Source organism: Xenorhabdus koppenhoeferi, assembly GCF_900116635.1.
In the GTDB taxonomy this organism is placed as follows: domain Bacteria; phylum Pseudomonadota; class Gammaproteobacteria; order Enterobacterales; family Enterobacteriaceae; genus Xenorhabdus; species Xenorhabdus koppenhoeferi.
In genome coordinates, this window is the sequence record NZ_FPBJ01000010.1 from 56,258 (window position 1) to 69,097 (window position 12,840).

Sequence of the window (12,840 nt, forward strand, 5' to 3'; positions counted from 1 at the left end):
TGGCGAGGAATAGAATATGAACTTATGGCATCCAACATCGGAGAATATTTGGCAAGGGCGTGATGATCTTGCGGAAGCGGAGAATGCTTTGCGTGTCTTCCAGACAATAAAACAGCCAGCCAGTTTTTCCCCAGAAGAGTTTCCTCACCATATTGCATTATTGGGATTTGAGTGTGATGAAGGGGTTAAACTGAATCAAGGACGTCCGGGAGCGAAATCAGGGCCTGAATATTTGCGTCAATCATTGGCAAATCTGGCCAGCTATGATGGTCATGATCGGCTGGTGGATCTGGGAAATATCCGGGCTGATCCTGAAAAATTGAGTGAAGCACAAGAGGCGCTTGGTGATGCGGTATATGAGTGTCAGCGTTATAACATGAAAACGCTGATTTTTGGTGGCGGGCATGAAACGGCATTTGCTCATGGAATGGGGATATACCGCGCGTTTCCGACTCAGCGTGTTGGTATTATCAATTTTGATGCGCATCTGGATCTACGAAATTCGTTACAACCCACATCAGGCACGCCATTTAGGCAGCTTGCTCACTATTGTCAGCAGCACCAGCATCCATTCAATTACACTTGTGTCGGAGCCAGTTTGGCATCGAATACTCAAGCATTACTGGATGAGGCGAATCATCTTGATGTCACAATTATTTGGGATACTCATTGTGTCGAGTCGATGCTGGATAAGGTACAACAGCAATTGCAAGATATAATTAATCAAGTTGATATTATTTATATGACTATCGATTTGGATGTGCTGCCAATTTGGCAAATGCCAGCAGTTTCTGCACCAGCGGCACTGGGCGTTCCGCTAGAACGTTTATTGCCATTGGTTCAACTCATCTGCCAGAGTAAAAAATTACAAGCTGTGGATTTGGTCGAACTCAACCCTTTGTATGATATTCAAGGAATGGGAGGTAAGGTGGCGGCGCGTCTCGCATGGCAATTGGTGCACTGGTGGAATAGATAAAAGTGGAATAGAAAGTGGTATGGATAAAAGTGAGAGGTAAGTAATTGTGGCAGCCAATTTATCAGGTGAATTTGTCAAGCCAATACCTTTATATGCGAAAGTCAAACAAGCAATTATTGAGAAAATTTATACAAGGGAATGGAAACCGCATGATCGGGTTCCTTCTGAAGCTGAATTAGTCAAGCAATTTCACTGTAGCCGCATGACTGCTAATAGGGCGTTGCGGGAGCTTACAGTAGAAGGTTTTCTATTCCGCCTGCAAGGGGTAGGTTCGTTTGTTTCTGAGCCGAAAGGGCAGTCCGCTTTGTTTGAAATTCACAGTATTGCGGATGAAATTATCTCACGCTCTCACCAGCATAGTTGTAAAGTGCTGAAACTCTCTGAGGTGAGAGCCAATATAACGCAGGCTGCGGAATTTAGTATTGCGGTAGACGCGCCTCTCTACCATTCGATTATTTTACATTATGAAAATGGGGTGCCTGTGCAAATTGAAGATCGCTATGTCAACGCTCAGGCTGCGCCGGAATATTTGAGGCAGAATTTCAGCCAACAAACTGCCCATGATTATTTATCTCAAGTAGCTCCTTTGACAGAGGGAGAGCATATTGTTGAAGCTGTTGCGGGAGATGCCCGTTCTTGCCGATTACTGCAAATTGAGGCCAATGTGCCTTGTTTGTTAATCAGCCGTCGAACTTGGTCGAAAGAATTTATTGTTTCTAGTGCTAAGTTATTGTTTCCCGGACATCGATATAAATTGAAAGGGCATTTTAGTTCATAATCTGTCCGTTAAACTGTAAAAAGCCTCTTTTACCTTCTTTGGGTTGAAGAGGTTTTTTTTATTAATTATCGTAAATACAATGTAAACAAAATGTGACCTGAAACACAAAATCAGTAAAAACATTAGTCTGCCCATCACAGAATAAATCATCATCAACTCATTGATATTTATTATAAATAATAATGTGTCCCATATTATCGACTTTATCTGCGTCACATTTTTTCCTATTGAATATACATGTATGTACAACTATACAATTAACAAAATTCATAAAGATAAAATAGGAAAACCGTGACGATGCAAAATAATAAATTCAGCAACGTAACCATTCGTGCACCCAGAGGGGCGCAACTCACAGTAAAAAGCTGGCTGACAGAAGCTCCACTCCGCATGCTTATGAATAATCTTGATCCGGATGTAGCTGAAAATCCGAATGAATTAGTTGTTTATGGCGGAATAGGTCGTGCAGCCAGAAACTGGGAATGTTATGAAAAAATCGTTGAGACCCTGAAAAATCTGGAAAATGATGAAACCCTGCTGGTGCAATCAGGTAAACCGGTGGGCGTATTCAAGACGCATGAAAATGCGCCGCGTGTATTGATTGCCAATTCGAATCTGGTTCCACATTGGGCAACATGGGAACATTTTAATGAATTGGATACCAGAGGATTGGCGATGTATGGACAGATGACAGCGGGTAGCTGGATATACATTGGTAGTCAGGGCATTGTGCAGGGCACTTACGAAACGTTTGTAGAAGCTGGTCGCCAACATTACAACGGTAATTTAACCGGACGCTGGGTATTGACTGCCGGCTTGGGTGGAATGGGCGGGGCACAGCCACTGGCAGCAACTTTGGCTGGGGCTTCTTCATTGAACATCGAATGTCAGCAAAGTCGCATTGATTTTCGTCTGCGTACTAAATATGTTGATGAACAAGCCGCTGATTTAGACGATGCTTTAGCACGTATTGAACGCTATACCCGGGAAGGAAAGACTGTATCGATAGCATTGTGCGGTAATGCCGCAGAAATCTTGCCTGAATTGGTACGTCGTGGTGTCCACCCTGATATGGTGACAGACCAAACCAGCGCGCATGATCCCTTGCACGGTTATTTGCCTATAGGCTGGACATGGGAAGAATATTGCCGGCGTGCTGAGGCAGAGCCGGAAGTCGTGATTCAAGCAGCGAAAGCGTCAATGGCTGTGCATGTTGAAGCGATGCTGGCCTTCCAGAAACAAGGTATACCGACTTTCGATTATGGCAATAACATCCGCCAAATGGCAAAAGAATCCGGTGTTGAAAATGCCTTTGATTTTCCGGGTTTTGTGCCTGCTTACATTCGTCCCTTGTTCTGCCGTGGTATTGGGCCTTTCCGCTGGGCAGCACTTTCCGGTGATCCTGAAGATATTTATAAAACTGACGCGAAAGTCAAAGAATTGTTGCCAGATGACACCCATTTACATCGTTGGTTAGACATGGCAAAAGAGCGCATTAGTTTTCAGGGTTTGCCTGCGCGTATTTGCTGGGTGGGCCTGGGAGATCGCGCTAAATTGGGATTGGCATTCAATGAAATGGTACGCAGTGGGGAGCTTTCCACTCCGATCGTGATTGGCCGTGACCATCTGGATTCAGGCTCTGTAGCCAGTCCCAATCGGGAAACAGAATCAATGCAGGATGGTTCTGATGCCGTTTCTGACTGGCCGCTGCTGAATGCATTGTTGAATACTGCAAGTGGCGCAACATGGGTTTCTTTACATCATGGCGGCGGCGTTGGTATGGGATTTTCCCAGCACTCCGGTATGGTCATTGTTTGTGATGGTACGGATGAAGCGGCAGAACGTATTGCTCGTGTATTGCACAATGATCCAGCAACAGGTGTTATGCGTCATGCTGATGCGGGTTATGAACTGGCTATCCAGTGTGCGAAAGAGCAGGGACTGAACCTGCCAATGATTGATGTAAAATAAGGGGACATTGTTGATTATGAAAAATATTACTATTCATCCGGGACAAATGACGCTTGAAGAATTACGCCATGTTTGTCAGCATCCTGTCCACATTAAATTAGATGAACAATGTTTCCCTGCTATTGAGAACAGTGTCGCATGTGTGAATCGCATCATCAGTGAAAACAGGACGGCGTATGGTATCAACACCGGTTTTGGTCTGCTGGCAAATACCCGCATTGCAGAACACGATTTGGAAGAGTTACAGCGCTCGATCGTGATGTCTCATGCTGCAGGGGTTGGCGAGCCTTTAGCCGATGAACTTGTTCGGTTGATTATGGTGTTGAAAATCAATAGTCTTGCCCGAGGTTATTCTGGTATCCGTTTGGAAGTGATCCAAGGATTAACTGCTTTAGTGAATGCTGAAGTCTATCCCTGTATCCTGAGTAAAGGTTCAGTCGGTGCTTCAGGGGATTTGGCGCCTTTAGCACATATGAGTCTGTTGTTGTTGGGTGAAGGTAAAGCCCGTTATCACGGTGAATGGTTGCCAGCAAAAGCAGCTCTGGAGAAAGCCGGACTCAAACCCATTTGTCTTGTAGCAAAAGAAGGATTGGCACTGCTTAATGGAACACAAACTTCAACGGCCTTTGCTTTGAAAGGATTATTTGCCGCAGAAGACTTACTGGCATCGGCGATTGTTTGTGGTGCGTTATCTGTTGAAGCGGCTCTTGGTTCCCGTAAGCCATTTGATGCGCGTATTCACGAAGCGCGCGGTCAGAAAGGCCAAATTGATGTAGCAACCCTTTATCGTCTCGTATTGGAAGAGCAAAGTGATATCTCTGAATCCCACAAAAACTGCCCGAAAGTTCAGGATCCTTATTCATTGCGTTGCCAGCCACAAGTAATGGGGGCTTGTTTAACCCAGATCCGGCATGCTGCTGATGTGATTATGGTTGAGGCTAATGCGGTTTCCGATAATCCTCTGGTATTTACTGAAGAAGATGAAGTGATTTCTGGTGGTAACTTCCATGCAGAACCTGTCGCTATGGCATCGGACAATCTGGCTATTGCACTGGCAGAGATTGGTTCATTGTCAGAACGTCGTATTGCCTTATTGATGGATAGCAATATGTCTCAGTTACCGCCGTTTCTGGTCGAAAATAGCGGTGTGAACTCAGGTTTTATGATTGCACAGGTAACAGCAGCCGCTTTAGCCAGTGAAAACAAAGCATTGTCACATCCTGCCAGTGTTGACAGTTTGCCAACATCGGCCAATCAGGAAGATCACGTATCAATGGCACCAGCCGCTGGTCGCCGCTTATGGGAAATGGCAGAGAACGTACGCGGAATTTTAGCGATTGAATGGCTGACTGCTTGTCAGGGAATGGATTTTCGCAATGGCCTGAAGAGTAGCCCAATACTGGAAAAAGCCCGTCATATCCTGCGAAATAAAGTGACACATTACGATAAAGACCGTTTCTTCGCGCCGGATATTGAAGAATCTATTCAGTTGTTGGCGGAACAGCAACTTTCTGCCTTGCTGCCTGCTGGAAAAATCTTAGAAAATTAAATAAAAACACATCGTTCCAGGCCGGCTAAAACCGGCCTTATCGTAGTATTTATCTTTTCCAATCTATAACCCAATAGATATTGATCCGCAGTGCGGCAGCAATGGAACAAATCGCCAAACATATAGCTCACTATTTGACTGAAGGGAATAAACATAGCCAACAAAACGGTAGCTGAAAAATGGCGGGTATTAATAATATACCCAATGGATTTCAAGATGCAGCACGACGGCAAGGGAATGAACCCCCGGGAGCATAGCTAACTATGTGACTGGGGTGAGTGAGCGCAGCCAACAAAGCTGCAACTTGAAAGATGACGGGTATAAAAGATATAAGGATAAATCATGCAAAACATTTCACAACTCAAGCGAGGCTTAAGTGTTCGTCACATTCGCTTTATGGCACTAGGGTCGGCAATTGGCACAGGGCTTTTCTATGGTTCGGCGGGAGCCATTAAAGCAGCGGGACCAGCGGTATTGTTGGCTTACGCGATTGGTGGTGCAGCGGTTTTCATGGTCATGCGAGCGTTGGGGGAAATGGCAGTTCATCGTTCTTCTCCGGGTTCTTTCTCTTATTATGCGACTCAATATTTAGGTCCATTGGCGGGTTTTTTGACTGGCTGGACTTATGTTTTTGAAATGCTGGTTGTTTGTCTTGCTGATGTCACTGCATTTGGCATCTATATGAAACTCTGGTTTCCCCATGTTGATCAGTGGATTTGGGTACTTGGCATCGTCTTTTTCATCGGTGCGATAAATCTGTGTAACGTCAAAGTATTTGGTGAAATGGAGTTTTGGCTTTCAATCATCAAAGTTGTTGCGATTATTCTCATGATTGCCGGTGGTTTTGCCATTATGCTGTATGGTTTCGGCCAAGAAGCCGATCATATCACTGGTCTGTCAAACTTATGGAAACATGGCGGATTTATGCCAAATGGTATTGCCGGGGTGATCGCCTCATTTACGGTTGTGATGTTCGCATTTGGTGGTATTGAAGTTATCGGTATTACAGCCAGTGAAGCAAAAAATCCGGAAAAATCTATCCCAAGAGCAATTAATGCGGTTCCGTTCCGTATTTTGTTGTTTTATGTTCTGACTCTATTTGTTCTGATGTGTATCTATCCGTGGAATCAGATAGGACAAAATGGTAGCCCATTCGTTCAGATATTCTCTAGTTTGGGAATTGAATCAGCGGCGAATATCTTGAATATCGTTGTGATTACTGCTGCGATTTCAGCAATCAACAGCGATATCTTTGGTGCCGGCCGGATGATGTACGGTATGGCTCAGGAAAAACAGGCTCCCTCTTCTTTCACGCAACTGACAAAAAACGGTGTACCGTGGGTCACCGTATTAACCATGTCAGGGATTTTGCTGCTTGGTGTCGTTTTGAATTACTTACTGCCGGAAAAAGTCTTTTTAATCATTGCATCTATTGCGACATTTGCAACCGTCTGGGTATGGCTGATGATTTTACTGTCACAATATATGATGCGTCGTAAAATGCCGGCAGAAGAAGCGAAACAGCTTAAATTCCCTGTTCCTTTCTGGCCAATCGCACCTGCTCTGACTATTGCATTTATGGCATTTGTGATTGCTGTATTGGGATATTTTCCCGCTACCCGAATTGCATTGGGTGTTGGAATTGTATGGATAGCCTTGCTGACCATCAGCTATTACCTCTGGGTGAAAAAACCAAATAACAGCTAACCAATCGCATACCACTCTATACACAATGGATTTCAAGTTACGATGTTTTGTTTATACCATTTCATCCTAAGACAATTCTCATGCCAGGAAAGCTGATTTGTGTTCGGGATCATGGCAAACTAACAATCTGATATATCTTTTTTGTTATTTGGAGGTGTTTTTTGGATAAGATTTTAGCCGATGATGCTGTTGCAGAGCTGCATACCATCCTGGATATGTTGCGTTGGTCTACCAGCCGTTTTAACGAATCGAATATCTATTGTGGGCATACTACATGTCATCCGTGGGATGAAGCTTTGCAATTAGTTCTTCCCACGTTGCACTTACCTCTGGATATTCCGGATTCAATGATGGCTTCACGTCTGACATCAACAGAGCGTCAGCGCATAGTGGAACTTGTCTTGCGCCGTGTTAATGAACGTGTTCCTGTTGCTTATTTGATAAATCGTGCTTGGTTCTGTGGTCATGAATTTTATGTCGATGAGCGGGTTTTGATCCCGCGTTCATTGGTTAACGATGTGATTGAAAAACGCTTCGAAGGACTTATCTCACGTCAGCCATCAACAATTTTGGATCTTTGTACAGGAAGTGGTTGTATTGCTATTGCCTGTGCCCATGCCTTCCCAGAAGCTGAAGTTGATGCAGTTGATATTTCTCCTGACGCTTTGGCAGTCACAGAAATAAACATAGAAAATCACAAAGTTACCCAACGTGTCACCCCGATTCGTTCAGATCTATTTCATGATATGCCACCAATGAAATACGACATCATTATTACTAACCCTCCTTATGTCGATGAAGAAGATATGAGTGATTTTCCTCAGGAATACGATCATGAACCTGCATTAGCTATGGCTGCAGGGGTTGACGGGTTGGATTTGGTTCGTCGTATTCTGGCTACAGCCCCAGATTTTCTTGCGGAAGATGGAATACTGGTATGTGAAGTAGGTAACAGTATGGTACATCTGATTGAGCAATACCCTGACGTACCCTTTAAATGGCTGACATTCGAACATGATTATGGTGATGGTGTTTTCGTACTGACTCGCCAGCAACTCGTTGGGCATCACGAATATTTCCAGCAATTCAAAGACTGATATTTTTTTCATTCATTCAATGGTTAAAACGGATATTTCATATATACACTTCGTCTTTCAAACTGCCTCTTTGTTGGCTGCGCTTGCTCACCCCGGTCACATAGTTATCTATGCTTCCGGGGATTTGCTCTTTTGCCGTCGCGATGCAACTTGAAATCCATTGTATATAAATTGTATCTCTGTCCAATGACCCTCGTGCTACAGCTAAAAAGCTGTTGCAACCTAAAAGCTGGAAGAATAGAAAGACAAATCAATTTGTTGAAATAAGATAGGTTTTAATCATTGGGTGAGTTATTGTTATTCGCTCTCTTTAAATGCATAAATAATGATGGCAGGGTAAGAATGGCAGGAAATAGTATCGGGCAGTTTTTTCGTGTCACTACGTTTGGTGAATCTCATGGAATCGCGTTGGGCTGCATTGTCGATGGTGTTCCACCGGGCATTGCCATTACAGAAGGCGATTTGCAGATCGACTTAGATAGGCGTCGCCCCGGAACTTCCCGTTATACCACACAACGCCGTGAACCTGATCAGGTTCGCATTCTTTCTGGTGTTTTTGACGGGATAACAACAGGTACCAGCATCGGTTTGATGATCGAAAATACTGACCAACGTTCACAAGATTACAGTGCAATTAAAGACGTTTTCCGTCCCGGACATGCTGATTATACTTATGAGCAAAAATATGGGCTGCGTGATTACCGTGGTGGTGGACGCTCATCTGCCCGGGAAACAGCGATGCGTGTTGCCGCTGGGGCGATTGCCAAAAAATACCTGTTGGAAAAACATGGCATTCTTATTCGCGCCTGCCTGACTCAAATGGGCGATATTCATTGCGAACTGAAAGATTGGGATCTCGTTGAACATAATCCTTTTTTCTGCCCGGATGAGAGCAAATTGATTCAGCTTGATGAATTATTGCGGGCATTGAAAAAAGAAGGGGATTCCATCGGTGCAAAAGTCACGGTAGTTGCTGAGAATGTCCCTGCGGGATTGGGAGAACCGGTATTTGATCGCTTGGACGCTGATATCGCTCATGCACTGATGAGTATTAATGCAGTAAAAGGTGTGGAAATCGGTGATGGCTTCACTGTTGTTAACTTACGGGGCAGCGAAAACCGTGATGAAATCACAGCCCGGGGATTCACCAGTAATCATGCTGGCGGTATTCTGGGTGGGATCAGCAGCAGCCAGCCGATTGTTGCACATATTGCGCTAAAACCGACTTCCAGCATTATGGTGCCCGGCAAAACCATTAATCGTCAGGGAGAAGAAGTGGACATGGTGACACGTGGTCGGCACGATCCCTGTGTTGGCATCCGGGCTGTACCTATTGCAGAAGCAATGATGGCGATTGTGTTGATGGATCATTTGCTGCGTCAGCGAGCACAATGTGCGGATGTGACACAATCACTTCCTTGCAGGTAAATCTGGCGCTGAGGATCGACAGCATCACCTTGGCCCGGTTGCATTTGGTTTGTTTAGCTGGTTGTTTATTTTTGATTTTAGGACTCTGAATTAATACATGACTGCACATCATTATCATCAACTGATTGAAATTTTTGATAATTGCTTTAGCGATGACTGTAATACCCGTTTAATAAAAGGTGATAATGAGCCTGTTTACCTGCCTTCAGACGATGAAGTAAGCTATAACCGGATTGTATTTGCCTATGGTTTTTATGCCAGTGGATTACATGAAATCTCACATTGGTGTATCGCCGGAAAAGAACGCCGTAAGCTGGTCGATTTCGGTTATTGGTATTGCCCGGATGGTCGTGATGCTCAAACACAAGGGGAGTTTGAAAAAGTAGAAATTAAACCGCAGTCGTTGGAATGGCTATTCTGCGTAGCCGCGGGTTTCTCCTTTAACGTAAGTTGTGACAACCTTGAAGGCGATTTTGAACCGGATAGTCTGGGGTTTCACCGGAAAGTGCATGCACAGGTCATGCAATATCTTGAAAATGGAATACCCACACGAGCAGCACGCTTTATTCAGGGTCTACAATCGTTTTACAATACGCCTCCACTAAAAGCAGAACATTTTCCTTACCCGGAAGAGCTTTTTGCTAAATTGAAATAGATTTTGAGGAAAAAAATGCTCGCAGAGTTTGAAACACACATTCTGGCGCAAATTGATGATATGGTCGAATATGCCAGTGATGATGAATTATTTGCTGGTGGATACCTCCGCGGACATCTGACACTGGCTGTTGCCGAGTTGGAACAAGAAGGCGCAAATACGGCTGAACAACTTCACCAACGTGTTGAAGAAAGCGTTTATAAAGCAATTAAAGCGGGTGAATTGACGCCACCGGATCAGATTTTAATTTTGTCAACCTGGCAAAAATTATTGGACAGCGCGACAGCCTAATCGATTGACACAAAAGACTGACTTGTGACTACTCTTCAAATTGTTACGTTGACAACTTTTCGTTATATCAATTGGAATGCCCTTGTTGAGCGTGGATAGATTAGAATTTGCATCAGGTATGCTGTTTTCTATACCTGACGCAGAAGAATAGGCTGGTTTAAGGTTTTTCTGTTTTAACTGCCTTGCCACGCAGCAGTTTTCTAACCCAAAAGCGATTCGGATGTAAGGCGGCTAATGTTTCATCATCGAGTGGCAATGCTTCCCCAAAAATCTGGCTTGCCAGTAATTCAGCACTTAATGGCGCAGAGCATAAACCGCGGGAACCCAGTGCTCCAAGAACAAATAAATCAGGGTAACAAGGTGATTCCTCAATAAGTTCATCGGTATTTATCCGTTGAGATAAATCCGCATATTTCTCCATAACTTCACTGAAAACAGGAACGTTCCCGACCATTGGCATATGATCCCGAATAACACATCGTATGCCTTGTCTGGATTTTCCTTCCGAAATATTAACTTCATGTACCCAATCGACATCAGGAAAACATTTTAATAAACGGGCACGGTTTTCTTGCTGATCGGCAGATGAATATTGAGTATCCAGTTGCTCACGTTGGTAACTGGCACCGATACAGTGATATTGGTTATGAGGATTAACGGGTGTCATATAACCGTCATAACACAATACACTTTTCAGTTGATTGAGACTGGCTGTGGTTGGGATATGGCTAACTTGACCACGGACAGCGGTGACAGGAAGTTTTTGAGTTTGCTCAAACTGTGATAGACAATGACCATTGGCAATAATGACCACATGATGATTTTTCTGTCGGATTTTTTGCTGTGAACTTTTTTGTTTTTGGTACTGAATATGTAACTGCCAGTCATTTTCATCTTGAACTAACTGGAGCACTTTATGATTGAAATGAACCGACATTCCACGTTGTTCGGCAAGTTTAATTGCTGCTTGCGTTAATTGTGCGGGGTATAACCAGCCACCTTGTGGGTAATGTATGCCGCGATAATTAACGTCTAATCCGCTGACTTGGCTTAATTGCTGGCGATCCATACCAAATGCAAGTTCTTCCGGCCATGATGTTTGCAGCATTTTGTCAATTTTTTTGCCACTTTTCTCATCGTAAGCTAACTGACTAACACCACACCACTGATGGTCAAACAATATAGTGTTATCACTTAATTGGTCATACTGACGACGGGCAAAAGTAAATGCGGATGTGAAGAAATGCTCAAGTGGATCGTCACGGCCATTAAGCAGGGGATAGAGAGCCGCTTGCTGATTACCTGATGCATTCTGGGCCGGTTGCTCGTCCTGACAATATAACGTGACCTTTGCGCCACGGCGCAATAACGCCAGTGCAGTCAATGCACTGGCAATACCACCACCGATAATGGCAATATCATCAGTATGAGAAGCCGACTGGCGGGCAAACCATGACGTGTTAGCCAGTGAGAGCGGAGGATTTTCTGATGGAGATAAAATACCGGTCAGCATCTCTCTTTTACGTCCAAATCCTTTGATCTTCGAGACAGTAAAACCTGCATTTTGTAAACCCCGTCGGACGATTCCGGCAGATGTAAAGGTTGCAAATGTACCTTCTGGACGACAAAATTTTGCCATTGCAGTGAACAGCTGTTCGCTCCACATTTGTGGATTTTTGGAGGGAGCAAAACCATCCAGAAACCAAGCATCAACTTTTCCAGTCAGGCTTGAATTTATCTTAGGTAATAGATCATTTACATCTCCAAACCAAAGATCCAGAGTGATGGTATCATTATCAAGTATTAATCGGTGACAGCCCGCAAGGTGTAAGGGCCATTTCTGACATAATTGCTCAGAAAACGCCTGAAGCTCCGGCCAACGCTGATGTGCTGTTTTCAGGTCTGCAGGCTTTAACGGGTATTTTTCAAAACTGATGTAATGAAGCCGTTTTAGAGGGGCTTCAGGATATTGCTGTCTGAAGAGCGAAAAAGCTTGCCAAAGTGTCAAAAAATTCAAGCCAGTACCAAATCCCGTTTCAGCAATGACGCAGTTTGGATAGCTATGGGTGTTAAAGCGTTGAGGGAACTTATTACCTTTCAAAAATACATATAGAGTTTCTTCTAAACCATCTTGATTTGAAAAATAAACATCATCAAACTGCTCTGAAATAGGTGTGCCCTGCTCATTCCAGCTTAGGGCTGCGCTGCTGATAGCACTGTTTTTCACAATAATGCCTGTATTGTTGACAATAATATTATAAGGATTTTAGCGGTCTTCATCTGGTTGTACCACCCGTGGGAGAGTTTTATCACTAAGTCCAGATCAATGTTTCCATGAATTTTTAACCTGATCGGACTTGTTCGGCGTACAAGTGTACGCTAAAGTGC

At 44.0% G+C, this 12,840-nt stretch carries 10 protein-coding genes; 9 read left to right on the forward strand and 1 reads right to left on the reverse strand.

The features are described from left to right. The first annotated feature begins 16 nt into the window (after nt 1–16). The 9 genes from hutG (at nt 17) to BM329_RS05180 (ending at nt 10,452) form a co-directional block, all read left to right on the forward strand. Nucleotides 17–976: a formimidoylglutamase gene (gene hutG, locus BM329_RS05135; RefSeq protein WP_092549859.1), complete on the forward strand. Its 960-nt coding sequence runs from the start codon at nt 17–19 to the stop codon at nt 974–976. Nucleotides 977–1,022: 46 nt separating this feature from the next. After that, nucleotides 1,023–1,754: a histidine utilization transcriptional repressor HutC gene (gene hutC / locus BM329_RS05140; RefSeq protein WP_177216191.1), complete on the forward strand. Its 732-nt coding sequence runs from the start codon at nt 1,023–1,025 to the stop codon at nt 1,752–1,754. Between the two features lie 291 nt (nt 1,755–2,045). Continuing rightward, nucleotides 2,046–3,725 carry a urocanate hydratase gene (gene hutU, locus BM329_RS05150; protein ID WP_177216192.1) on the forward strand — a complete coding sequence of 560 codons (1,680 nt, stop codon included), beginning with the start codon at nt 2,046–2,048 and terminating at the stop codon, nt 3,723–3,725. A 16-nt stretch (nt 3,726–3,741) separates the two neighbouring features. Next, nucleotides 3,742–5,274 (forward strand): histidine ammonia-lyase, encoded by a 1,533-nt coding sequence (gene hutH / locus BM329_RS05155; protein WP_092549871.1) that lies wholly within the window; start codon nt 3,742–3,744, stop codon nt 5,272–5,274. A 342-nt stretch (nt 5,275–5,616) separates the two neighbouring features. Then, nucleotides 5,617–6,981 carry an amino acid permease gene (locus tag BM329_RS05160; protein WP_092549874.1) on the forward strand — a complete coding sequence of 455 codons (1,365 nt, stop codon included), beginning with the start codon at nt 5,617–5,619 and terminating at the stop codon, nt 6,979–6,981. A 161-nt stretch (nt 6,982–7,142) separates the two neighbouring features. Then, nucleotides 7,143–8,078: a 50S ribosomal protein L3 N(5)-glutamine methyltransferase gene (gene prmB / locus BM329_RS05165; RefSeq protein WP_092549877.1), complete on the forward strand. Its 936-nt coding sequence runs from the start codon at nt 7,143–7,145 to the stop codon at nt 8,076–8,078. A gap of 342 nt (nt 8,079–8,420) precedes the next feature. Next, nucleotides 8,421–9,506, forward strand: coding sequence for a chorismate synthase (gene aroC / locus BM329_RS05170; RefSeq protein ID WP_092549880.1), 1,086 nt, complete (start codon nt 8,421–8,423; stop codon nt 9,504–9,506). A 97-nt stretch (nt 9,507–9,603) separates the two neighbouring features. Continuing rightward, nucleotides 9,604–10,161, forward strand: a complete 558-nt coding sequence (locus BM329_RS05175; RefSeq protein ID WP_092549883.1) for an elongation factor P hydroxylase — start codon at nt 9,604–9,606, stop codon at nt 10,159–10,161. 15 nt (nt 10,162–10,176) lie between these two features. Then, nucleotides 10,177–10,452 (forward strand): YfcL family protein, encoded by a 276-nt coding sequence (locus BM329_RS05180; RefSeq protein WP_092549886.1) that lies wholly within the window; start codon nt 10,177–10,179, stop codon nt 10,450–10,452. Nucleotides 10,453–10,609: 157 nt separating this feature from the next. Here BM329_RS05180 and mnmC read toward each other — a convergent pair whose 3' ends face one another. Beyond that, nucleotides 10,610–12,679: a bifunctional tRNA (5-methylaminomethyl-2-thiouridine)(34)-methyltransferase MnmC2/FAD-dependent 5-carboxymethylaminomethyl-2-thiouridine(34) oxidoreductase MnmC1 gene (gene mnmC, locus BM329_RS05185; RefSeq protein ID WP_092549889.1), complete on the reverse strand. Its 2,070-nt coding sequence runs from the start codon at nt 12,677–12,679 to the stop codon at nt 10,610–10,612. Nucleotides 12,680–12,840 lie beyond the last annotated feature (161 nt).